The organism is Streptomyces sp. NPDC029041, from assembly GCF_040637515.1.
In the GTDB taxonomy this organism is placed as follows: domain Bacteria; phylum Actinomycetota; class Actinomycetes; order Streptomycetales; family Streptomycetaceae; genus Streptomyces.
The window spans coordinates 172,508-195,285 of the sequence record NZ_JBEZWO010000008.1; the positions used below are offsets into that span (position 1 = coordinate 172,508).

Genomic DNA, 22,778 nt, shown 5'->3' on the forward strand with positions numbered 1-22,778 from the left:
CGGACGGGTGTCCCGAGCGGTGTCCCGAGCCTCCTCAGCCGATGCGCCGGCCTGCGGCGTCCTCGTGCGTGTAGGAGCGGTAGAACACCATCGCGAAGACGGCCGCCCCCACCACCAGCCCCAGGCCGCTGGAGCTGTACACGGAAGCGCCGGACTGGCTGTACAGGAAGCCGACCGCGCAGCCCGAGAAGACGAACCAGCACGCCGCGTGCAGCTCACGGGGCAGCAGCGGTGCCAGCGCGCACACGGCGGCGAACAGCACGGCGAACACGAGCGCCGTGACGAAGCCGAACAGCAGGTTCCAGCCGGTGATGGGCCCGCCGTGACGCTGGTTGGCCGCGGCCCAGAAGCCGTAGACCAGTCCGAGCACCACCGGCAGGCCGACCTTCACGGCGGTGTGGACCCGCGGGCCGAACACATCGGGCCTGCGGCGTTGCGTGATCATCCTGCGTGAGGCGGGTGCCGCATGAGCCATGACAGCTCTCCTCTCTGTCCCTGCCCCTGGAACCAGCGCACACCGGCGCGCGGCCCGTGGCAAGTCGGCGGAGCGGACCGGAACGGGGATGCGGCCGACGTCGTGCGGCGGCAGGAGTCGCCGCGGATGCGGGGCGTGACGGTGGCCCGGTGCCGCTGCGGGTTCCGGGACGCGGTGTGCCCCGGCGTGCCGCTGCTTCTCGCCGTCGCGGGGGTGGGCCGGGCACCGTCGGCGAGTTCCGCATGGTCTCCTGTTCACCGTCCGTCAGGAAGCCGGGGCAGAAGCCCCCGAAGGCGGACGTTTGCGGTCCTGGGGCCCCCCTTTGCAGCCGCAGCGGTTACGGTGCTGACGTACGTGATCGACACAGGGGGTGGGGCGATGCCCGGAACCGTGCTGCTGCTGGCGGCCTCGCCGGTGGGCAAGGGGCGCCTGGTGGACGCCGCCTCCGTGCTCCCCGTCCTCGCCGCCGTGGCGCCCGCCGTGCTGGCCGGCACCGACACCGCCAACGTCGTCGAACTCGCCGACCCGCTGGAGCCGCAGGCCGTCCTGACCCGGCTGCGCGCCGCCGCCGCGGCCCCCGGTCCGCTCACCGTGTACGTCACCGGCCAGCTCCAGCTCGACCGCCGCCAGCGCCTGCCCCACCTCGCGCTGGCCCGCACCACCCCCTCCACCGCCCGCTACACCGCCTTCCCCTGGCACTGGTTCCGGGAGGAGCTGCGGCTCAGGCCCGCCGGCGCCACCACCCTCCTGCTCGACCTGCACGCCGACGCCGAGACCTGGGAGCTGCTGCGGAGCACCCCGCTGGACTCGGGGCGGGGCAACGCCGTCCACGGGCGTATCGCGCCCCCGCCGTCCAGACGCAGCGTCGCGCAGCCGGCGTACATGAAGGCCGTCGCGACGATCCTGCGCAGCGGGTTCCGGCCGCCGGTCGAGCAGTTGCACCAGCAGGCCCTGACCCGGATCGCGCCGGAGAGCGCGGGCACGGACCTGGTGCTGAGCACGCCCGGCCCGGCCGCAGGGGATCCGCACGCCGCCATCACCGCCGCCGTCCAGTCCGGCCGGCACGCCGACGCCGACGCGCTCGCCGCCCGGCACGAACAGGCCGCGGTCACCGGCCACGGGCCCGCGTCCGAGGAGGCCCTGCACTGGGCCGAAGTGCGGGCCGACCTGGCGATGTTCGCCGGGGACGCGGCCCGCAGCTGCCGCACCTGGCTGATGATCGCCACCGCCCGCCTGAACGCCGGGCAGGCCCCGGACGCCCCGGCCGTCGAGGCCGCCGTGGACCGGGCCCACCACCAGTGGGGCCAGGTCCGCGACCCGGCCCCGGCCCGCGAACTGGGCGCCGCGCTCGCCGCGTTGCGCGGGCGGGTGCCCGGGCGGCGCGAGGGGGCGCTGGACCATGTGCAGCGGCAGCTGAGGCAGTTGCAGACCCAGGGCTGAGCCGTGTCCGCCGTGTGCGCCTGGCGTGAAGGGGGCGTGCAATCGCTTGCGCGGGTCACGTCACGGGTCTGCCGCCGGGGCCTGCCCCGGTGTCATGATGTCGGGCATGACAGAGGGGGACGAAGTGGCTGTCTTAGGCGTGCGCGTACGGCTGGGCGCCGGCGCGACCGTGGATGATGTCAGAGCTCTGAAGACCTGGCTGGAGCGCGACGAACCACTGGAGAAACTGGTCTCCGGGCGGCACCTGCGCATCGAGGCGCAGCCCGCCACGGACGGCACCCCGGGGCGGCTCGGGCCCGACCTCGAACTCGTGCTGAAACTCCTCGGTGACATCGTCACGATCGTGGCGCTCACCGAGTACACCACCCGCGCGGTCAAGACCTGGACCAACAACCGCCGCAGGCTGCAGGGCGGCGATCCCGAGCCGCAGATCCGCCCGCTGGACCCCGACGGGGAGTAGGGCGGTGAGCCGCTTCGACCCGCGCCGCAAGGTGAACCGGGCGCTGCTGGCCGGTGTGTCGGAGTACGACCACACCGCCCCCGACGACGCCCAGGGGGTGAACGGCCAGCTCCCGGCCGTGCGGCACAACCGCAGGGCACTGGAGGACGCGCTGCGCCGGGGCGGGGTGTTCGGCGCGGGCGAGGTGCGGACCCTGGCCTCGCCGGCCCCGGACGACTTCACGGTGGAGCTGCGCCGCGCCTGCCGTGAAGCCGAGGGGCTGCTGCTGCTCTACTTCGCCGGGCACGCCGTCACCTCCACCTCCGGCAGCGAGCTGCACCTGCAGATGCGTACCGCCCGCGTCCTCACGGGCGACGGGCTGCCCGGCTCGGTGAGTTTCAGCGAGGTGCTCGGCGAGCTCGTCGAGAGCCGTGCCGAGCAGGTGGTGGTGATCCTCGACTGCTGTTACGCGGGCAACGCCGCGGGGATCTGGCACCGCTTCGACGATCCCAGGCGCAAGAAGCACAAGATCCTGCTGCTGATGAGCGTGCAGCCCAACCGCTGCATCCTGGGCGGGGACGCGGACGCGGCGACCCCGTTCACCCGCGAACTCGCCCGCGTCCTCGACGAGGGCGGCGAGGTGTGGCTCTCCGGGCTGTACGCCGCCGTGAAGGACCGGATGGCCGCGGCGAAGTACAAGGCGGAGGACGACGATCCGCAGCGGCCGCAGGCACTGGCTCCCCCGTGGGACCCGGAAGCGGACGTGCTGCTGGCGGCAGGACCGGTGGACCCGCACGGCGGCGACACCGAGGAACCCCCCGGCCGCTTCTCCTGGCTCCGGCGCCCGCTCGCCCGCGTCCGGGAGTCGATCGGCCTGTTCGGCCGCACCGTCGTGGCGCTGGTGCTGGCGTTCGTCGGGATCGGTGCCGCCGGTTACGGAGTCCTGACCCTGACCGGGGGGTCCGGCCCCTGCGAACCGCCCCTGGAGCTGCGGGTCCTCACCGACCCCGATCTGGAGCCGGCGATGCGGGCGGCCAAGGACGCCTACCTCGCCTCGGACGCCAACACCACGGAGGACGGCTGCCCGCGCAGCGGCATCACCGTCTACAGCGCCGGTGCCGCTCATGTGGTGACCGCGCTGGGCGAGCACTCCGACCCCTGGCAGCAGCCGAGGGAGGACGTCAACCCGCAGCGGGACATCGGCCCGCAGCCGGACGTGTGGATCCCCGCGACCCGAGCGGACGTCGACCGGGCCGGCGACGCGCAGGTGGAACGCGTCTTCGCCCGGCTGGAGCCGGACCGCGGGCCGTTCGCGTACTCACCGGTCGTGCTGGCCGTCCCGGAGGGTCTCGACGCCGGTCTCCCGCCCACCGGGCAGTCGCTGCCGGAGCTGGTCGAGGACCTGAAGGACGCGGACGGCAGGGCACAAGTGCGCAGGCCCGACCCCGAGTTCAGCGACGCGGCGCTGCTGGCGACGGTGGGGCTGTACGGCGACGGGGCCGATGTGCGCGGCGCCGAGGAGCTGATCAGCCGGGCGGGACGGCCCGAGCCCTCCGCCGTCAGGCTGCTGTGCACGCTGCCCGCGGACGACGCCGCGGACGACCGCAGCGCGGTCCTGGTGCCGGAGTTCCTGCTCAGGAGTGGTGTCGGCTGCCACTCGGTCACGCGCGCCGAGCGCACCGCCGTCTACCCCGACGACGTGCCCGGTCTGGAACCGACGTTCGTGCGGGTGCGCTGGGAGGGCGGCGACCGGGACGTCCAGGCGCGGGACGACAGGGTGGACCGGTTCCGCGACTGGCTGACGGGGGAGGGCGGCCGGGAGGTGCTCGGCCGGCAGGGATTCAGGTCCGCGACGGGCGAACGGGGGCTGCTCGCCGGGAAGGCGGCCGACCACGGGCTGACCGGTGCCGTTCCGCCGGCGCACCCCGCCGACGCGGCACGGCTGGACAGGACACTGGAGCGGTACGGCAACGCGCACGGACCGGGCCGCGTCCTGTTCCTCCTCGACAGCTCCGGCTCGATGGCCGGCCTGTGGGACGGCCCCAGCGGCGGCCCCGGCATCCTCAAGCAGACCCTGACGGGGCTCGGCAGGGGGGACGAGTACGGGGTGTGGGCGGTGCACGGGGTCGGGGGACCCACCCACACCGGACTGCTGGACTTCGGCAGGCACTCCCGCGCGGAGGCGGAAAAGGCCCTCAGGACCGGCGAGACAGGGGCCCGGGTGCGGGACGCGGAAGCCGATCCGCGCGCCGCCCTGCTGGACGCCCTGGCGTTCATGCGGGAGCGCGGCGCCGGCGACGAGCGACCGCAGCTGATCGTGTACCTCACCGACGGCGAGGACGACGACCGCCTGGCCGGCGACCGCCTCCGCGAGGTGGAGGACCGGGCACGCGAGGCGGGCGTGCCCGTGGCCATGGTGACGCTGAAGTCCGGGGGCTGCGACCGGGGCCGCCCCGGCACACGCGTCGCGGAGGCCGCCCAGGGACGCTGCCTGGACGCGGGGGACGACCTCGTGCCCGCGCTGCGCGACGAGGTCGCCCGCATCGGAACCGGGGAGGAATGATGGCCCGACGACCACCGGCCGCCGTACTCGTGTCGCCGTCCCTGCTGACCGTGCTGACCCTGCTGTTCCTCGCCGCCTGCACCGGCGGTGACGTGCGCGAAGAGCCGCCGGACGCCGACAACCGCCGCCGGATCGTGGTGGCCAGCGGACAGGACGTGACCGGCAAGAACGGCATCCGCCAGCAGCTCATCGACGTCTGGAACGCCGAGGAGGGCCCGCGGGGTTTCCAGGCCCGGCTGGTGGAACTGCCCGGTTCCGCCGACCAGCAGCGCAGCCAGCTGCTCGGCGCCCTGCAGTCCGGCAGCGCCGAGTACGACGTGGTGAACCTCGACGTGACCTGGGTTCCGGAGTTCTCCGCCGCGGACCTGATCCGCCCGCTGACCGACGCGGCGGTCAGGTCCCCGGACGACATCATTCCGTCCGTGGACAGGACGTCGTACTGGAAGGGCGAGCGGTACGCGGTCCCGTTCAACAGCGACGCCGGGCTGCTGTACTACCGCAAGGACCATCTGCGGAAGGCCGGTGTCTCCCGGACCGACCTCAGCGACGGGGTCACCTGGGACGAACTGCGGGACCAGATCGACGCCGTGAAGAAGCACTTCGGCTCCCAGGGCCACGAGGGCTGGGCCACCCAGCTCGCCCCGTACGAGGGCCGTACGGTCAACGCGATCGAGGCGTTCTCCTCGGCCGTGCCCGGACTCCGGCTGACCGACGGCGACGGTGAGTACGCGGCGACCGTGGAGCAGCTCACGTCGGGCGTGGCCGAACTGCGGGCCCGCACGTCCCCGCCGTACACCCTCGACGAGGCCTCCGAGTCCCGCGAGGCCGAGTCGCTCAGTGCCTTCGCGGAGGGCCGCACCACCTTCCTGCGGCACTGGCCGTACGCCTACCCCGCCCTGTACGAGACCTACGGGAAGGACCTGGGGGTGACCCGGCTGCCCGGCAAGACGGTCCTCGGCGGGCAGAACCTGGCCGTCACCTCCTCCACGACCGAGCAGCGGGCCGCGAAGGCGGCGGAACTGATCGCGTTCCTGACCGACCCGGACAGCGAACGCTGCCTGCTGCGCGCCGGGTTCGCCGCGACCCGCGTCTCCGCCTACCAGGAGTCAGGCACCGCTCCCCCGTGCCGGCACGCCCCGGCGTACGCCGAGACCCCCTCGGCGCCGCCCACCGGCGAGGGCACCGTCCCTCTGCCCCCCGACCGGATCGCCGACGGGGTCGGCTTCTCCCAGGACGTCCTGCTCCCGTCCCTGCGCGAGGGCGTGCACCGCCCACGCACTCCGCTCTACGGCGCGGTGACGCACACCCTCATCACCGAACTGGACGCCCTGTACGGCCCGAGCCCGAGCGGGGGCCGGCCGGGCGACGCGGAGATCGCGCAAAGCCTCGACGAGGCGCTGAGGAAGGTTCTGCCCGGTTGAGGCAGGTCACCGAGCTGCTTCCGTTCGGCGTCTTCGTCCGGGTCGCCGACGGGATCGAGGGACTGGTCCACCTCTCGGAGCTCGCCGATGTGTGGCGTGCCGCACCGGACGTCGCGCCGTCACCAGGTCGGGACTGCTCCGGGATGTCCGGTCGCGCCTCAGCGGGAGGTCGCCACGGCCCGGGGTTCCGGTCGGGGTGCCTCCGCCCGGGCCGGTCCCGCGTTCGCCGCGAGCAGGAGGGTCGCCACCGCGACGAGGGCGGCGGTGAAGCCTCGGGCGTACCGCTCGGCGGTGCGTGTGCGTTCGAGCACGGCGACCTCGCAACAGGGGCGGCGGCTAGGACGGCAACGTATTAAGCAGGTTCGACAATCCCGCTTAACGCTCCGTTTAACCTAGGGGCAGTTCCGGTCGAACGGCAAGAGTTTCAGGGGGAGTTGGCGTGGGGGAACGTGACGATCCGGGGACCATCGGACGCCGGGTGCAGCGGTTGCGTGCGGAACGCGGACTGACGCAACGGCAGTTGGCGGAACCCGTGTACACACCGGCCTACATCTCCACCCTCGAGTCGGGCCGGGTGCGGCCCTCCGACGACGCGCTGCGGCATCTCGCGGAGCGGCTCGGCGTCGCCTTCGACGAGCTCGCCGGCGGACGCTCGGCCCGGCTCGTCACGGGGCTCCGGCTGCGCCTCACCGAAGCCCAGCGCACTCTGGCCGACGGCGAGGCCGAGGCGGCGGCCGGGCAGTACGCCGAGCTGCTCGCCGAGGCCGGGACGCACGGTCTGACGGCCGAGCGGTCCGCCGCCCTGCTCGGGCTCGGCGAGTGCGCCCTGGAGACCGGTGAACTCGTCGCCGGCCGGCAGTACTTCGAGCGGGCCGAGGAGTGCCTGGCCGGCGCCCCCCTGCCCGCCCGGGTCCCGGCCCTGCGCGGCCGGGCCGTCGCGCACTACCTCGCCGGTGAACTCCGGTACGCCGTCCACCTGCTGGAGACCACCCTCGACGACCTCAACCGCGGCGGCCTGCACGACCCGGACGCCCTGCTGCTGCTCTACGCCAGCGCCATCGGCCCTTACATGGACATGGGCGCGCACGCCCGCGCCGCCCAGGCCGCCGAGCTCGCCCTGGCCCTGGCCCCGCAGTCCGGCGACCCCGCCCTGGTCGCCCGCATGCACCGCTCCGTCGCCCGCACCCTGGTCGCCGAGGGCCGTCTCGCCGAGGCCGACGCCTCCCTGGCCAAGGCCGCCGAGCTGTACCGGAGCCTGCAGATCCGCACCGAACTCGCCAACTGCCACTGGATGCGCGGCTACGTCTACGCCCAGGACGGACGCCTGGAACGCGCCGAGGAGGAGCTGCGGCAGGCCCTCGGCATGCTGTCGGCCCGGCGCGCCGCCCTCTACAGCAGCCAGGTCACCGTCGAACTGGCCGACGTGCTCCACCGGCGCGGCCGCTCCGACGAGGCGGCGGCTCTGCTCCACGACGTCCTCGGGCACCTGTCCCCCGAGCGCGGCGCCGTCCACTCCGCCGCCGCGCACCGGCTGCTCGGCATCATCGCCGAGGACGCCCGCCGCACCGAGGACGCCGAGGAGCACTACGTCCGCGCCCTGAGCCTGCTGGAGCGGGCCGGCGCGGCCGGTGACCTGGCCGACCTGTGCCGGCTGCTGGGCGACCTGCTGCGCAGGACCGGACGGGTGGAGGCCGCCCTGGACGCCTACCGGACGGGCCTCGGCCACCGCACCGCCCCCGGCACCACCACCCTCGGACCCGCGCCCGCCCAGCCTCCCCTCTGACGAAACCGTGTCCTCGCACAGCCGTGCGGGTTAGCCTCCTCCCGGGTAAGTGAACGACCGGGGCGGGCGCGCGTGGACAACCGACGGACGATGGCCGACGGCATACGGCTGGGCCTGCGGGCCCTGGTGTACGCCGTCCTCTCAGGGGCCGCGCTGCTCACCGTCGTGACGGTGGTCTCGGTGCTCGGGCCCCTGCTGGCGCTCGACCTCTACACCCCGCCGGTCGCGGCCTGGTGGACCGTGTTCACCGCCCTCACCATCCAGGGCGTGCCGTTCCTGCTGCTGGGCACCGTCGTGTCGGCGGCGATCGGCGCGTTCGTGCCCGAGCGGGTGTTCCGGCGGCTGCTGCCCCGCCGTACGGTGCTCGCCGTGCCGGTCGCCGGGGCGGCGGGAGTCGTGCTGCCCGGCTGCGAATGCGCGTCCGTGCCGGTGGCGGGGAGCCTGATGCGGCGGGGTGTCGCGCCGGCGGCCGCGCTCGCCTTCCTGCTGTCGGCGCCCGCCATCAATCCCGTCGTGCTCGTGGCGACCTCGATCGCCTTCCCGGGGCAGCCGGAGATGGTCCTCGGCCGGCTGCTCGCCTCGCTCGGCACGGCCGTGGTGATGGGCTGGCTGTGGGCGAGGTTCGGGCGCGAGGAGTGGCTGCGGCTGCCGAAGCGCAGCCGTGGGCAGCAGCCGGGTGGGGGCCCGCGCGCCTTCGCCGCGGGGCTCCAGCACGACTTCCTGCACGCGGGCGGGTTCCTCGTCGTCGGGGCGGCGGCCGCGGCGACGTTCGCCGTCGTCGTGCCGCGGTCGCTGCTGGAGGTGTTCACCGGATCGGCCTGGCTGTCGGTGCTGCTGCTCGCCCTGCTGGCGGTCGTGCTGTGCGTGTGCAGTGAGGCCGACGCGTTCGTGGCGGCTTCGCTGAGCGGCTTCCCACCGACCGCGCGGCTGGCGTTCATGGTGGTCGGGCCGATGGTGGACCTGAAGCTGATCGCGCTTCAGACGGGCACGTTCGGCCGAACCTTCGCGGTGCGGTTCTCGGCGGCGACCTGGGTGGTCGCCGTGGTGAGCAGCGTCCTCGTGGGGTGGTGGCTGCTGTGAGGCGCTACGGCCCTGCCGTGCTGCTGGTCCTGATGGGCGCGGCGATCCTGCGCGTGTCGCTCTTCGGTGAGCTGTATCTGCGGTACGTCCGGTCGGGGCTGCGGCCGTACCTGGTGGTGTCCGGGGTGGCCCTGCTGCTGCTGGGGGTGGCGTCGGCGGTGCTGACGACCCGGGTCGAGGACGCGCACGGACACGAGGGCGACGGCGATCGCACCGGGCACGATCACGGCCCCGCCGGGCCCCGTGTCGCCTGGTTCCTCACGCTCCCCGCGCTCGCCCTGCTGCTCTTCCCGCCGCCCGCGCTCGGCTCCTACAGCGCCGAGCGCGACGCCGGCCGGCGTGCCGCCCAGGGCGTCGGGACCTTCCCGGCCCTGCCGTCCGGGAACCCGGTCGACCTCTCCCTCGGAGAGTTCGGCTCCCGCGCGGTCTACGACAGCGGCCGCTCCCTTCAGGGCCGTACGGTCCGGCTCACCGGCTTCGTCACCCGCGACGACGACGGCACCTGGTACGTCACCCGCCTCCTCGTCTCCTGCTGCGCCGCCGACGCCACCGCCGTCGAGGCCGAGGTGCGCGGCGCGCCGGCCCCGCCGGTCGACACCTGGGTGACGGTCACCGGCAGGTGGCACCCCGAGGGCGAGCCCGGGTCGGCCGCCGCCTGGCCACCGGTCGTCGACGCCGCCTCCGTACGGCGGGTGCCGCAGCCGGACGACGTGTACGAGAAGCGCTGAGACCCCGCGCCCGGGCCCCGGTGCAGGTGTTTTGCCCCACCCCCCACGGGTAGTCGGGGCACGGTTCCGAGAGGGCCGGGCCCGGTGCGCGGCGGGCGCCGGGCACAGGCGTCCGCCGGTCGCACGGCGGGGCGGTCGTGGGCGGCCCGCTCCTGCCGTGGCCCCGCCCCCGGAAACCGTCGACGGTGCAAGCCGCGGTGAGCGAAGGAGGCGGTGGTCGTGCGGCCCAGGGACGATCCCCGAGACGCTCCCGACGGCGACCCGGGCCCCGGCCGCGCCAGGGGTGGCGGCCCGGACCCGGACGGAGCCCGGGCCGCCGACGCGATCGCCAGGGGCGTGCGGGGTGCCGAGCCCGGAGAGGTGCCGGGGCGGCTGTGCGAAGTGGCGGTGGAACTGCTGCCGGTGATCGGCGCGAGCGTGTCCCTGCGCAGCGAGGGCATGCCCGTCCAGCTGAGCGCCAGCAGCGAGCAGGCCGCGCACCTGGCGCAGATCCAGGCCACGCTGGGCGACGGCCCCTGCCAGAGCGCGCTGGAGGACGGCGCGCCCGTCCTCGCCTGCGATCTGACCACCGGCCGGGACGCCGGACGCTGGCCGGTCTTCGCCCAGCAGGCCACGGAGGCCGGGGTGCGGGCGGTGTACGCGGTGCCGCTGGGCAGCGGCGCGGTGTGCGTGGGCACGCTCGACCTGTACCGCGACCGCCCTGGCGGGCTCACCGACCGCGAGTTGCACACGGCCCGGGTCGTGGCCGGTGTCATGACCGTGGCCCTGATGGCGCTGCCGCACGGCGACGAGCCCGGGACGCCCGACGGGGACGACTGGCTGAGCGGACTGGCCACCGACCACGACGAGGTCTACCAGGCCGTCGGCATGATCATGGCGCAGCTCGGCGTGGGCGCGGACGACGCGCTCGCGCGGCTGCGGGCGGACGCCTTCGCGCACGGGCGTACGGCCCTGGACGTGGCGCGGGACGTGCTCGCCCACCGCACGCGGTTCGACCGCTACTGAACGCCGGGGAGCGCGGCCTCAGATCTGTGCCCTGCCCTGCTTCCTGATCTCGGTCAGGCGCTGCGTCCCGAGCTCCGCGGTCTGCCGGGTGACCTCCGCGTACACCTCGTCCAGGCCGGCGTTGGTGAGCGTGATCGCCTCCTCGCCGACGCGTACGGCGGCGAGGTCCATGGTGAGGTACGTCAGCTCCCCCTCCTCCGTCTCGCCGGCCAGCATGACCCGCAGGGCCTGCCGGGCGTCCCCCACCGGCGGCAGCGGCAGGTCACGGACCTCCACGCCCTGGACACCGCCGCGGGTGGTCGTGGCCGTGAACTCGCCGCACCTGCCGGGCAGCGACTTCATCCAGTCCAGCGTGCGGTCCACCTCCGCCGGAGGATGGGCGGCGACCCGGTAGCGCAACTGGGCATCGGTGTCGCCGTCGTCGAGCGCGGACGTCGCCTGCGGGCCCTTCGGGGTGCCGAAGGGCTCCTCCGTGTAGAGGACGTCCAGCAGCCGCTGGCACTCGGGGTCCTCCGTGGTCGCCTTGAGCAGTCCGTCACGCCAGGTCCGCGCACCCCCGGACGGTGCCCACGGCTCCCCCAGATCGGCCTCGGTGACCAGCGCCGCCCGGGCCTGTGCCTCGGTCAGGGCGGCTCGGGAACCGGACGGCCGCTCGACGGCGGGGGACGCGCCGGAGGCGGACGGGGAGGCGGAGAACCACCGGGGTCGCGGCTCGTCGCCGACCGTGCAGCCGGCCATGGCCGGCAGAGCGGTCACGGACAGTGCGGCGGCCAGGAGGGCACGGGCGGCCGAGGGGTGGGTCATCGGGTGCCTCCTGCGGGGGCTCGCGGAGGCGCCTCGGGGCGGGGCCGCTCTCCAAGATCGGGTGCGTGCTCCTACGGCACCACCGCAACCGTCCGGCCACCAGCGATACGGGCCGTCCGGGTGAGCGGACCGGGCCCCGGGCCCGCCGCCCGAAAACCCCTCGCCCCGCTCTCGGCCTGCTTGTTACTGTCACGCCCATGCAGCGCGCCCAGTCGTACCCGTCCGCCACGACGACGCCGGAGAGTGTCCCGGCGCGCTGACAGCTGACCCAGATGTCCGAAGCCCCGGGGCGAGTGCCCCGGGGCTTCGCCGTGTGGTGCTCGCCTCCCCGCCGTGAGGAGTCACACCATGCACGACCACCGCCGGCTCGGCCGTGAACTGGACCTGTTCGACACCGACCCGCTGATGGGCGCGGGGCTGCCGTACTGGCTGCCCGACGGCGCGCTCGTGCGGCACACCCTGGAGGAGTACGTCCGCGACGCGGAACGCCGGGCCGGCTACCGGCACGTGTACTCGCCCGTCCTCGGCAAACGCGAGCTGTACGAGATCTCCGGGCACTGGGACCACTACGGCGACGACATGTTCCCGCCGATGGACCTCGGCGCCGAGCAGGTCCTGCTGCGCCCCAGCCTCTGCCCCCACCACGCCCTGATCTACCGCTCCCGCTCCCACAGCTATCGGGAACTCCCCTTGCGCATGGCCGAGTTGGGCGGCATGTACCGCTCGGAGCTGTCCGGTGTCCTCGGCGGTCTGACCCGGGTGCGGGGCATCACCCTCAACGACGCGCACATCTTCTGCACCCTGGAGCAGGCCGTCCAGGAGGCCCGGGGCGCGCTGGAGCTGATCGGCCGCGCCTACGCCGACCTGGGCATCCGCGCACACCGCTACCGGCTGTCCCTGCCCGGGGAGGGCGGCAAGTACGTGGCCGACCCGGAGCTGTGGCGGCGTGCCACCGCCCTGCTGAGGGAGGTCCTGGACGGCTCCGGCATCCCGTACGAGGCGGCCGAGGGCGAGGCGGCCTTCTACGGCCCCAAGATCGACGTGCAGATCACCGACCCGGCCGGCCGGGAGTCCACCCTGTCCACCGTGCAGATCGACTTCCACCAGCCCGAACGCTTCGACCTGCACTACATCGGCCCCGACGGGGCCAAGCACCGCCCGGTCATGGTGCACCGCAGCGTCATCGGCAGCGTGGAGCGCGCGGTCGCCCACCTCGTCGAGGAGCACGGCGGGGCCTTCCCGCCGTGGCTCGCGCCGGTGCAGCTGGCCGTCCTGCCGGTCGGGGAGGAGCAGTCCGGGGCCGCGGACGCCCTGGTCGCACGCGCCCGGGAGCTCGGTCTGCGCGCCGAGGTCGCCGGCCCAGGGCAGGGCACCCTGGCCGCCCGGATCCGAGCGGCCCGGCTGGTGCCGTACCAGGCGGTGATCGGCGGGCGGGAGGCCGCCGCCGGCCTGGTGGCGGCCCGGCTGCGCGACGGCCGCCGGCTCGACGCGCTCCCCTCCGCCGCGTTGCTGCGGCGGATCGGTGAGCGGGTCGCGACCCGCGGCACCGAGCTGTGGGATCAGCCGTAGGACGGGTTCAGAACGTCCACCGCGTGTGGCTGTAGACGCCGTGGTCCCGGCCGAAGCCGTACGCCGTGTCCGGGGCCAGCGCGAACACCACCGCGTCGCCGCCGCGGAACTCGTCCCCCATGCCGTGGAAGGTGCCCTCGGGGGAGGTGATGTGCGGCCCGTACTTCGTCTCGAACGCCGTGATCACCTCCTCCAGCAGCGCACGGTCGGCGACCGGCTCGGCCGTGCCCTCGACGACGAGGTCGAGCCCGTCGGTGAGGGAGTTGGCCCCGGTGGTCAGCGCGCAGTGCGCGTCGTGTGCGAGGTTCTTCGCCTTCTGCTCCGTGCGGCCGGTGGAGAAGTACAGCACCCCCTCGTGCCAGGCGGCGATGCAGGGCGTGACGTGCAGCCGGCCGTCGGGCCGCACGGTGGACACCCAGAAGATCTCGGCGGCCGCCAACCGCCCCTGTGCCTCGTCCCACGGGGTGGCGGTGACCTCCGAGGCACCCGGGCGTGGATTGAGGGCGGAGCTGTAGCGGGCGTCGAGTTCGGTCGTCGGTCGCTGTGCGGGCATGGTGTGACTCCTTCGTCGTCTCCTGCCCGTAACGACCGTCCGGCGGGGCCGGAATCATCGCCGCGTCCGTTCGTGTCGCCGTACGGCCCGGTCGGCGGGCCGTACGGGGCCGGAGCTTGTCCGGGTCGAGCACGGCCCGGACGTGCTGGATCCGGTCGTCCGCGGTGTCGAACGCCGGCACCGACACGGTGACGCCGTCCTTGCGCGCCACCAGGCGGGGTGGCCGCTGACCGCCCACTCCGCGCACGTTCGGCGAAGAAGCGGGCACCGGCCCGGCGCCGCGGACCGGGTGCAGTGCGGCCGTCAGCGGTCGTGGTCCCGGCGCTGCGCCGGTCCTGACAGTCCTGACCCGGCCCGGACCGGGAGCGGGTCGTCGTCCGGGCCGTAGGGTCGCTGCTGCGGAGCATTCCCGCGGAGCCACTGGAAGGAGTCCCCCCGTGACGGACGGCCGGCCCATCCCGGTGATCATCGACTGCGACACCGGTGTCGACGACGCCCTCGCCCTGCTGTTCGCCGTACGGCACCCGGCGCTCGACGTGCGGGCGATCACCTGCGTGGCGGGGAACACGGACGTCGACGGCGTCGTGCGCAACACCCTGAAGGTGCTGGAACAGGCGGGCGCTCCCCCCATCCCCGTCGCCCGGGGCGCCGAGCGGCCGCTGATCGAGGCCCCCCGCTCGGCGCAGCACGTGCACGGGCGCGACGGCATGGGGGACCTGCGGCTGCCCGAGCCCTCCCGCAGGCCCGCCGACGTCGACGCGGTGACGCTGCTGCGGCGCGAGATCCTCGCCTCACCCCGCCCGGTCACCCTCATCCCGACGGCGCCCCTCACCAACATCGCGCTGCTCCTGCGCACGCATCCGGAGGTGGTCCGGGGCATCGAGCGGATCGTCTTCATGGGCGGCGCGGCGGCCGTCGGCAACGCCACGCCCGTCGCGGAGTTCAACGTCTGGCACGACCCGGAGGCGGCCGCGATCCTGCTCACCGCCGGGGTGCCGATCACGATGTACGGGCTGGACGTGTTCAACCGGGTCGTGGTCCCCGCGGCGGACGTGCGGAGGCTGCGCACCAGCGGGGAACCCGGGACACGGCTGGCCGGGGAACTGCTCTCGTACCGCCCGGCCCATCCGGACAGCCGCCCCGACGACCCGGCCGAGACGTCCGGCGGCCTCGGTGACGCGGGAGCGGTGTGCGCGGTCGCCGACCCCGAGGGCCTGACGACCCACCGCCTGCCGGTCGAGGTGTCCCTCGCGCCCGGACCGACGCGCGGTATGACGATCGTGGACCGCCGCCCCCGGCCCGGCGAGTCGGAGCTTCACGAGGGCACGCGCGAACAGCCGCTGGTCGACGTGGGGCTGGACGTGGACGTGGAGCGCTACGTGAAGCTGTACCTGGCGACCGTCGAGGCGTGAGAACGCCCGGGGCATGAGAACGCCCGAGGTGCCGTCGCCGCCGGACGACGGCACCTCGGGCGTCTGCGGGGTCTCGCGTGCTACGCGCCGCGCTTGGCCGCGCGGCGGCGGGTCACGACGACGAGGGCCGCGCCGCCCGCCAGCAGGGCCGCGGCACCGAGGGCGATCGGGCCGGTGCTGCTGTCGGCGCCGGTCTCGGCGAGGTCGCCGCCACCGCCGTTCGGCTTGGGCGCGACGGGCGTCGACTCGGAGGCGCTCGGGGTGGGCGTGTCCGTGTCGGAGGACGGCGGCGTCGAGGGCTCGGCCGGCTCGGACGGGGACGCCGGAGGCGTGGTCTCCTCGGCCGGCTCGGACGGGCTCGCCGGCGGCGTCGAGGCGGGCGGCTCGGTCTCCGCCGGCGGCGGGGTGGTGGTGCAGTCCTTCGTGCCGCCGTTCCAGGCCGCGATCAGCTTGTCCTTGATGACCGGGCGGTCCGGGCCCTTGGGCAGCTCACCGTGCTCGAAGCCGTCCTTCGCGTCGAGCTTGCCGTCGAACTTCACGGCGCCCCGGTAGAGGTCGATCTGCCCGAAGCAGCCCTTGTCCGGGATGGCGATGTCGAGCGCGTCGGTGCCGCCCTGCTTGACCGTCACGGAGTCGAAGTCGACGAACACCTGCTCGCCGGAGGTCGCGAACGTCGCGCCGTGGGCGAGGTAGGAGGCGAGGGAGGCCGTGCAGGTGGCCGCGTCACCGGCGGCGCGGACCTTGATGTGGACCTTGCCGTCCTCGGTCGGCTTCAGGTTCTGGTCGTCGACCTTGACCGAGTCGTAGAAGTTCGTGCCGTCGAGCGAGAACTGGCAGCGATCGGTCCCGGTCTCCGTGCCCGCGCCCGTCCCGGGCTTGTAGCCGCCGCCGGACGACCAGCCGTCTCCGCCGGGCGCGCCGTGCGCGAACGCGGTCGTGGCGGTGGCGGCGCAGAGGGCGAGGGCCGCGGCGCTGGTCCCCAGCAGGCGTCGCGCGGTGACACGTCTCGCTATGGACATGCGTATCCCATTTCTTGGCGTGTGCCGAACCCGGGTGGCGGCATGCGGGCAGCGCGTGGCTGCCGGGCCGCACCGGGAAGTGAGTGGTCTGAGAAGCACTGGGCTCATTGGTCACATGTGCCTCAGTGGCCCCATGGTGGCGGCGCCGCAGCACACTGTCAACCTGCGGTGATGCAAAGGAAGTTGCGCCGCCATCACACTTTCGTCACAGCAGGAATGGATCGCTCCGATCAGCGCGATGGTTCCTTTTTCCGGCATTCTGGACAGATTCAATGCAGTCGCCCGTATGCCCTGCGAAGGAGACCGCGTGACCGATCGCTCGACCCTCGACCTGTCGTCCCGGGACCCCGACTGGTGGCGCCAGGCCGTCGTCTACCAGATCTATCCCCGCAGCTTCGCCGACGCCGACGGCGACGGACTCGGTGATCTGCGCGGCATCACCCGCCGCCTCGGCCACCTCGCCGCCCTGGGTGTGGACGCCCTGTGGATGAGCCCCTTCTACCCGTCCGAGCTCGCCGACGGCGGCTACGACGTCGCCGACCCCCGGGGCGTCGACCCGCGCCTGGGCACCCTCGACGACTTCGACGCCCTGGTCGCCGAGGCCCACCGCCTCGGCCTGAAGGTCATCGTCGACATCGTCCCCAACCACACCTCGCACCGGCACGCGTGGTTCCAGGAGGCCCTGGACGCGGGGCCCGGATCGGCCGCCCGCGACCGCTACGTCTTCCGGGACGGCCGCGGCGAGCACGGCGAACTCCCGCCCACCGACTGGCAGTCCGTCTTCGGCGGCAGCGCGTGGAAGCGGGTGCCCGACGGGCAGTGGTACCTGCACCTGTTCGCCCCCGAGCAGCCCGACCTCAACTGGGAGAACCAGGAGGTCCGCGCCGACCACCGCACCACCCTGCGCTTCTGGTCGGACCGCGGGGTCGACGGATTCCGCGTCGACGTCGCCCACGCCCTCGTCAAGGACCTGAGCGAACCGCTGCGCGACCTCGGGCGGCCCGAGCTGAGCCGCGAGGAGGGCCTCACCGCGATGCCGCCCGGCACGCACCCCTTCTACGACCGCGACGACGTGCACGAGATCTACCGCGACTGGCGCAAGATCCTCGACGCCTACCGTCCGCCCCGCATGGCCGTCGCCGAGGCGTGGGTGCCCGGCGCCCGGCGTGCGCTGTACGCCCGCCCGGACGAGCTGGGCCAGGCCTTCAACTTCGAGTACCTCCAGGCCGGATGGGACGCGCAGGAGCTGAGGCAGGTCATCACCGACTCGCTCGCCACCGCCCGGGCGGCGGGCGCCTCGGCCACCTGGGTGCTGTCCAACCACGACGTCATCCGGCACGCCTCCCGGCTGACGCTGCCGCCCGGCACCGACCTCAACGCCTGGCTCCTGGCCGGCGGTCACGCCCCGGCCGTCGACGAGGCGGCGGGGCTGCGCCGGGCCCGGGCGGCCACGCTGCTGATGCTGGCGCTGCCCGGCTCGGCCTACGTCTACCAGGGTGAGGAAGTGGGTCTGCCCGAGGTGGCCGACCTGCCCACCGAGGTGCTCCAGGACCCCATCTGGGAGCAGACGGGCCACGTCCGCAAGGGCCGTGACGGTTGCCGGGTGCCGCTGCCGTGGACGACGACCGGACCGTCGTACGGCTTCGGGCCGGGCGGTGCCTGGCTGCCGCAGCCGCCCGGCTTCGCCGCCTACGCCGTCGAGGCCCAGGACGGGGTCGAGGGCTCCACCCTGGAGCTGTACCGCACGGCCCTCAGGCTGCGCCGGAAGCTTCTCGACGGTGAGGAGCTGACCTGGGCGGACGACACCCCGCCGGGCGTCCTCCGGTTCGACCGCAGCGAGGGGTGGCGCTGCGTCACGAACCTCTCCGGCACGGCGGTCGAACTGCCGGCGGGTGAGGTGCTGCTGAGCAGTGTGCCTCTGGAGGACGGCCGGCTCGGGCCGGACACGACGGTGTGGCTCGGGCGGTGAGTGCTCCGTCGTAGCGCCGTTTCGGGCCGTCGTCCGTCTGCGGCGTCGTGGGGGCTGGTCGCGCGGTTCCCCGCGCCCCTCCGGGGCGCGGGCCCCGCTCACGTGGCCCAGTGGGGCGAGCCGTGTGCGGGGTGCCGGGGAGGATCGTGCCACCGGCCGTGTACGGACGGGGAGGCCCGCCCGCGGCGGCCCGGGAGGGCGGGCTGTGGGGTGCCGCGACCATCGCGCCCGGGCGGGAGGGCATCGTCGGGGTCGGGGGCGTCGGGGAGGTCTTCGAGGGGGCCGTGCTGACACTGACCGCGCCCCGGGGGACGCGAGTGACCGGTACACCGCGGCCGGACGGAACCGGGTCTTCCCGTTCGTGCCGGCCGTGTCGGCGGATGCCGTTCCGGGCCTCCGGCTGCCGGACTGCTCCCTGAAATTCACCGACGTGCGGGGCGTGCCGCCGGCCGTCGGGCGGTGTTCCCGTGACCGTGGGCCTGGCCGGGCCGGCCCTGACCCGCCCGCTGTCCGGCGTACCGCTGTCCCCCGGCCGGAGGTCTCCTGCACCGCTCACCCGGGCTCCCAGGTCACCGTCCGTGACCGGGACGAACGGGAGGCCTGCACGACGACGCCGGCCTCCGACGGCACCTGGGCGTGCACCCCGGGTTCGGCCTTCCCGGCCGGCGCGGGTCAGTAGCGGACCGCCCGGGCGACCTCGGTACGGACCTCACCGGACAGGTCGTGGGTGCTGCGGGCGGTGGCCGTGGCGGAGTGGCCGGCCTGGACGTGGTCCACCGTGACGATGACCGTGTCGGCCAGCTGCCCCTGGCTGTCGCGGAAGTCGACCTGGACGGCGAAGGACCGGGTCGAGTCGTCCGTGTTGCGGGCGGTGACCTCCGTGCGGACCCGGCCGTCGGACCCGGTGACGGGCGGGCCGGCCTTCACGTCGTCCTTGACGTCGATGCCGTCCTGGATGTCGTCGAGCCGCCGCTGGGCCTCGGCCGTGGCGGACTCCACCGCCTCCACCGCCTCGGACGCCTCCGAGGCGATCGACCCCACGGCGGACTGCGCCTTGCTCGCGGTGTCCGCGGGGGTGTCGTCGCCGCTGCAGCCCGCGAGGACGGCGGACAGGCCCAGTGCCAGGGCCGCCCCGGCCGTCGCCCAGCGCCTGCGGTGGCGGGCGGACGTGCCGCCTCCCCGGGGCCTCCAGGCTCCTCCCGGGCCTCCCGGGCCTCGCGGCGTCATGTGCGTCCGAGCCCGCCGCCGCCGAACGATCCGCTGGATCCGGGCGACCAGCGGCGCGGTTTCTGGTCCTTGCCGGTCCTGGTGCTGGCTCGGTGGAGCTCATGGGGCATGAGCCGTTGGCCGTCGCGTGCCACGACCGGTACGTCGTCGGGCTCCCGCATCTCCCTGGTCTCGCGGACCGGCCCGCCCTCCGGGAGGTGCGGCTGTTCCTCGGGAGCGGGGTGGTGGGTGTCCTTGTCCATGACCCGCATCCCGACCCGCACGGCCCAGATCAGCGCGCAGGCCACGATCAGCCCGCCGACGAAGGCGATGGTCACGGCGACCGCGTGATCTGACGACGCCGCCAGTTCTGCATACGTAGCCGTATTCATGCCCCAAGTATCACCGACGGAATGAGATGAAGCGCCCGGAATGTCCTGCTACCCCGCGGAGTACGGTGGAGGGCGGAGGGTGAGCCGCAACCACGGGCCGCACCGGCCTCCGGCCGCCCTCGGGTGGCTTCACGGCCGCCCCCGGGTGGTCTTCCGGCCGCCCCCGGTCCGCAGCAGGAGCCCCCCGATGACCTCCGCCTCCTCCTCATCACCGGCACCGCTCCCCGCGCCGCGAGAAGTCCGGCTACGGCTCGCCGGGCCGACCCCGCACGGCCGCACGGCACGGCGTATCGACGGCGCGTGGTGGCCCCGGTCGGACGACCTGGCCGAGGAGCTGACCGGGCTGCTGGGCGTGCTCCCACGCGACTGGGGGCGCATCAGCAGCGTCCTGGTCCACGGGGAGACCTGGCCGGACTGCCCGGCGCAGTTGGTCGTCGCCGGGCAGGCGGTGCACGTCGGTCACAACGACTCGCCCTCCGCGCCGCACACCGTCTGCCTGCTCGCGCCCGGCCGGGGACGCTACGACCTGCTGGTGGTGCCGCCTTCGACGGCGGCGGCGGAGGCCGGCCGGCTCATGGAGCGGGCCGTCGCCCAGGACGGGTGACACCCGGCCCGGCCGCTCAGTGCGCCAGCAGCACCAGGGCCAGGGCGGCCAGCGCCGGGACGGTCTGCACGAAGAGGATCTTCCTGCTCGAGGTCGCGGCGCCGTAGACCCCGGCGACCGCCACGCACACCAGGAAGAACACCGAGACCTGGAAGCCCACCGGGTCGGACGCCACCGCGCCCCACACCAGACCGGCGGCGAGGAAGCCGTTGTAGAGGCCCTGGTTGGCCGCCAGGGCCTTCGTCCCCTCGGCGAACTCGGCGCTGGTGCCGAAGGCCGCCCGGGCCCTCGGCGTGGTCCACAGGAACATTTCCAGCACCAGGATGTAGGCGTGGAGCGCGGCAAGGGCCAGCACCGCGAGCGTGGCGACGGTCGACATGCGCTCATCATCACAGGTCCGCCCGGCCGTCATCCTTCGGGCCCTCCCGGGAGGCGGCGCGGGGCCGGGGGTGGCAGATTGCGGCCAGAGGCCGGGTCCGGCCGTCGCGTCCCCGCGTGTGCCGCTCGGGAGCCGGACCCGGCCTTCTCCCCAGGCGCGCAACGCCCCGCACCGCCAGACTTCGCCGACGCGCTGCTCGCCGAGGTGGTCAGGTCGGGCCGGTCGGCGCCGGCCGGCACGGAGGTCGAGTTCCGGGTCGAGGACGACAGCGAGGACGCTCCCCGCTTCGCGGACGGCAAGCGGGTCGTCCGCGCCGAGACCGACGCGTCGGGCAGGGCCACCGCCCCGGTCCTGACCGCCGGTGAGGGCATGGGCACGTACACCGTGGCCGCGTCGGTGGGTGACGCCATGACCCAGTTCGCGGTCGAGGTCGTCGAGGATGACGGCGCACCGGAGCCCGGCCCCGGCGACGCGTCCGGCTCCCCGTCCGCGAGCCCCACGAGCGATCCGAGCCCCTCCGCCGAGCCGAGCCCGTCGAGCAGCACCGCGACCTCCGGCACGACCGGCGGTGACGGCACCCCGGCCACGGGCGGCGGCACGTCCACCGCCCTCGACGGCGGCAGCCTCGCGTCCACCGGCGCCGGCGGCACGGGTCTCCTCCTCGCGGTGGCAGCGGCCCTGGCCGCGGTGGGCTTCGCGGCCCTCCGCCTCGCGCGCCTGAAGCCGGGCTCCCGCGACGGCGCCTGACATCACGTCATCGCGGTGACGGCCCGCGCCCGGCCACCGGGGGCGGGCCGTCGCCTTTCGTTTTGCGGAACCTTTGCCCGTGGGCCGGGCGTTGGAGGGGTGTGCGCGCGTGAGCAGGTGCGCCGGGTGATGCCGACTAGTACCGAGGTGACGTCAATGGCAGTGTGGGACCGGCTCAAGGACCAGGCCAAGGCTTTCCAGCAGGGTCAGGGGGCGCGGGGCGCGACGACCGGTGGGCACGGCGGCGGGACGAGGTCCGGCGGTGGCGGCAAGGCCCAGCTGGTCGGCCTGCTGAAGACGCAGCTCGGTTCGCTGAAGAACGAGCTGAAGAGCGGCGCGTACCGGGACGCGAGCATGGCGATGTGCGCCCTGGTCGCGGCGGCCGACGGACATGTGGACCCGGCCGAGCGCCAGCAGGTCGAGTCGATGATCCTCAGCAACGACGTCCTGCAGAACTTCCCGCCGGAGCAGCTCCGGCAGCGGTTCGGCAAGCACGTGGACCAGCTGACGGCCAACTTCCAGCTCGGGAAGTCGGAGGCGATGCAGGAGATCGCGAAGGCCGCCAAGAAGCCCACCGAGGCCCGGGCCGTGATCCAGACGGGCATCGTCATCGCCGGTTCCGACGGCGACTTCTCCCAGGCCGAGCAGATGGTCCTGCGCGAGGCCTGCGCGACCCTGGGGGTGTCCCCGGCCGAGTTCCAGCTCTGACCGGCGAGCGGGGGCGTGACTCCGCGGTGACGGGAGCGCGCCGCCGCCTGCCGCTGGGGTGGGGGCGCGTCGTCGGCTTCCGCTGTGGCGGAGTGCGCCCTGCCTTCCGCGGTGACGGGAGCACCCCCCGCCTGCCGCCGGGCGGGGCATGGCGCCGCCTGCCGCCTGCCGCCGAGGCGGGGCGTGCCGAAGCCTGCTGTGGGAGTGCGCCCCGCCTGCCGCGGTGACGTGAGCGCGTCGCGGCCTGCTGCCGTGGCAGGAGCCCGCCCCCGCCTGCCGCCGTGGTGGGAGTACGCCGCCTCCCGCCGTGGTGGGAGCGCCACCCGCCCGCCGCTGCGACAGGAGCCAGCCCGCCTGCCGCCGTGACGGGATGCCGCCCCGCCTGCCCGCGGTGACGTGAGCGCGTCGCGGCCTGCTGCCGTGGCAGGAGCCCGCCCCCGCCTGCCGCCGTGGTGGGAGTACGCCGCCTCCCGCCGTGGTGG

Annotated in this window: 22 protein-coding genes; 14 read left to right on the plus strand and 8 right to left on the minus strand. The window is 74.4% G+C overall.

The genetic code is table 11. The features are described 5' to 3' along the window. Positions 1-34: 34 nt before the first annotated feature. Positions 35-475 carry a hypothetical protein gene (locus tag AB0F04_RS22045; protein ID WP_362043699.1) on the minus strand — a complete coding sequence of 147 codons (441 nt, stop codon included), beginning with the start codon at positions 473-475 and terminating at the stop codon, positions 35-37. A 378-nt stretch (positions 476-853) separates the two neighbouring features. Here AB0F04_RS22045 and AB0F04_RS22050 point away from each other — a divergent pair, with 378 nt between their 5' ends. The 4 genes from AB0F04_RS22050 to AB0F04_RS22065 all read left to right on the plus strand — a co-directional run bounded on the left by AB0F04_RS22050 (position 854) and on the right by AB0F04_RS22065 (position 6,338). Continuing rightward, positions 854-1,915 carry a hypothetical protein gene (locus AB0F04_RS22050; RefSeq protein ID WP_362043700.1) on the plus strand — a complete coding sequence of 354 codons (1,062 nt, stop codon included), beginning with the start codon at positions 854-856 and terminating at the stop codon, positions 1,913-1,915. 124 nt (positions 1,916-2,039) lie between these two features. After that, positions 2,040-2,375 carry a hypothetical protein gene (locus AB0F04_RS22055; RefSeq protein ID WP_362043702.1) on the plus strand — a complete coding sequence of 112 codons (336 nt, stop codon included), beginning with the start codon at positions 2,040-2,042 and terminating at the stop codon, positions 2,373-2,375. A gap of 4 nt (positions 2,376-2,379) precedes the next feature. Beyond that, a complete protein-coding gene (locus tag AB0F04_RS22060) occupies positions 2,380-4,917 on the plus strand; it encodes a substrate-binding domain-containing protein (protein ID WP_362043704.1) in 2,538 nt (845 codons plus the stop codon). Further along, a complete protein-coding gene (locus AB0F04_RS22065) occupies positions 4,917-6,338 on the plus strand; it encodes an extracellular solute-binding protein (protein ID WP_362043706.1) in 1,422 nt (473 codons plus the stop codon). Before AB0F04_RS22060 ends, AB0F04_RS22065 begins: the two co-directional genes overlap by 1 nt. A 158-nt stretch (positions 6,339-6,496) precedes the next feature. Here the strand turns inward: AB0F04_RS22065 and AB0F04_RS22070 are convergent, their stop codons facing one another. After that, the gene (locus tag AB0F04_RS22070; RefSeq protein WP_362043707.1) at positions 6,497-6,649 is read right to left on the minus strand and encodes a hypothetical protein; all 153 of its coding nucleotides are present in this window, start codon (positions 6,647-6,649) and stop codon (positions 6,497-6,499) included. Positions 6,650-6,777: 128 nt separating this feature from the next. Between AB0F04_RS22070 and AB0F04_RS22075 the strand changes: the two genes are divergently transcribed. The 4 genes from AB0F04_RS22075 (at position 6,778) to AB0F04_RS22090 (ending at position 10,934) form a co-directional block, all read left to right on the plus strand. Further along, positions 6,778-8,121, plus strand: coding sequence for a tetratricopeptide repeat protein (locus AB0F04_RS22075; protein WP_362043709.1), 1,344 nt, complete (start codon positions 6,778-6,780; stop codon positions 8,119-8,121). 90 nt (positions 8,122-8,211) lie between these two features. Further along, on the plus strand, positions 8,212-9,201 hold the full coding sequence (locus AB0F04_RS22080; protein ID WP_362043711.1) for a permease: 990 nt from the start codon (positions 8,212-8,214) through the stop codon (positions 9,199-9,201). Further along, entirely contained in the window at positions 9,198-9,929 is a 732-nt protein-coding gene (locus tag AB0F04_RS22085) for a TIGR03943 family protein (RefSeq protein ID WP_362044269.1), read from the plus strand. Before AB0F04_RS22080 ends, AB0F04_RS22085 begins: the two co-directional genes overlap by 4 nt. 213 nt (positions 9,930-10,142) lie before the next feature. Next, complete coding sequence (locus tag AB0F04_RS22090) at positions 10,143-10,934, plus strand: GAF and ANTAR domain-containing protein (RefSeq protein ID WP_362043713.1); 792 nt, start codon at positions 10,143-10,145, stop codon at positions 10,932-10,934. 18 nt (positions 10,935-10,952) lie between these two features. Here AB0F04_RS22090 and AB0F04_RS22095 read toward each other — a convergent pair whose 3' ends face one another. Then, positions 10,953-11,738 (minus strand): hypothetical protein, encoded by a 786-nt coding sequence (locus AB0F04_RS22095; protein ID WP_362043715.1) that lies wholly within the window; start codon positions 11,736-11,738, stop codon positions 10,953-10,955. A 348-nt stretch (positions 11,739-12,086) separates the two neighbouring features. Between AB0F04_RS22095 and thrS the strand changes: the two genes are divergently transcribed. Beyond that, positions 12,087-13,307, plus strand: a complete 1,221-nt coding sequence (gene thrS, locus AB0F04_RS22100) for a threonine--tRNA ligase (protein ID WP_362043717.1) — start codon at positions 12,087-12,089, stop codon at positions 13,305-13,307. Positions 13,308-13,314: 7 nt separating this feature from the next. Here thrS and AB0F04_RS22105 read toward each other — a convergent pair whose 3' ends face one another. After that, entirely contained in the window at positions 13,315-13,860 is a 546-nt protein-coding gene (locus tag AB0F04_RS22105) for a pyridoxamine 5'-phosphate oxidase family protein (protein ID WP_362043719.1), read from the minus strand. Between the two features lie 437 nt (positions 13,861-14,297). Between AB0F04_RS22105 and AB0F04_RS22110 the strand changes: the two genes are divergently transcribed. After that, entirely contained in the window at positions 14,298-15,272 is a 975-nt protein-coding gene (locus AB0F04_RS22110) for a nucleoside hydrolase (RefSeq protein WP_362043721.1), read from the plus strand. 80 nt (positions 15,273-15,352) lie between these two features. Here AB0F04_RS22110 and AB0F04_RS22115 read toward each other — a convergent pair whose 3' ends face one another. Further along, on the minus strand, positions 15,353-16,291 hold the full coding sequence (locus tag AB0F04_RS22115; RefSeq protein ID WP_362043723.1) for an LAETG motif-containing sortase-dependent surface protein: 939 nt from the start codon (positions 16,289-16,291) through the stop codon (positions 15,353-15,355). Positions 16,292-16,577: 286 nt separating this feature from the next. Here AB0F04_RS22115 and AB0F04_RS22120 point away from each other — a divergent pair, with 286 nt between their 5' ends. Continuing rightward, on the plus strand, positions 16,578-18,260 hold the full coding sequence (locus AB0F04_RS22120) for a glycoside hydrolase family 13 protein (RefSeq protein WP_362043725.1): 1,683 nt from the start codon (positions 16,578-16,580) through the stop codon (positions 18,258-18,260). A gap of 672 nt (positions 18,261-18,932) precedes the next feature. Here AB0F04_RS22120 and AB0F04_RS22125 read toward each other — a convergent pair. Both AB0F04_RS22125 and AB0F04_RS22130 read right to left on the minus strand, forming a co-directional pair. After that, the gene (locus AB0F04_RS22125) at positions 18,933-19,487 is read right to left on the minus strand and encodes a hypothetical protein (RefSeq protein WP_362043726.1); all 555 of its coding nucleotides are present in this window, start codon (positions 19,485-19,487) and stop codon (positions 18,933-18,935) included. After that, the gene (locus AB0F04_RS22130) at positions 19,484-19,858 is read right to left on the minus strand and encodes a DUF6479 family protein (RefSeq protein ID WP_362043728.1); all 375 of its coding nucleotides are present in this window, start codon (positions 19,856-19,858) and stop codon (positions 19,484-19,486) included. The genes AB0F04_RS22125 and AB0F04_RS22130 overlap by 4 nt, the downstream gene beginning before the upstream one ends. A gap of 187 nt (positions 19,859-20,045) precedes the next feature. Here AB0F04_RS22130 and AB0F04_RS22135 point away from each other — a divergent pair, with 187 nt between their 5' ends. Further along, positions 20,046-20,462 (plus strand): DUF5994 family protein, encoded by a 417-nt coding sequence (locus AB0F04_RS22135; protein ID WP_362043730.1) that lies wholly within the window; start codon positions 20,046-20,048, stop codon positions 20,460-20,462. Between the two features lie 16 nt (positions 20,463-20,478). On the opposite strand, the gene AB0F04_RS22140 is transcribed toward AB0F04_RS22135, so the two are convergent. Beyond that, positions 20,479-20,841 (minus strand): DUF1304 domain-containing protein, encoded by a 363-nt coding sequence (locus AB0F04_RS22140; protein WP_053670333.1) that lies wholly within the window; start codon positions 20,839-20,841, stop codon positions 20,479-20,481. 204 nt (positions 20,842-21,045) lie between these two features. On the opposite strand from AB0F04_RS22140, the gene AB0F04_RS22145 reads away from it, so the two are divergent. Then, positions 21,046-21,588 (plus strand): hypothetical protein, encoded by a 543-nt coding sequence (locus AB0F04_RS22145; RefSeq protein WP_362043732.1) that lies wholly within the window; start codon positions 21,046-21,048, stop codon positions 21,586-21,588. Between the two features lie 156 nt (positions 21,589-21,744). Beyond that, positions 21,745-22,296: a TerB family tellurite resistance protein gene (locus tag AB0F04_RS22150; protein WP_362043734.1), complete on the plus strand. Its 552-nt coding sequence runs from the start codon at positions 21,745-21,747 to the stop codon at positions 22,294-22,296. Positions 22,297-22,778 lie beyond the last annotated feature (482 nt).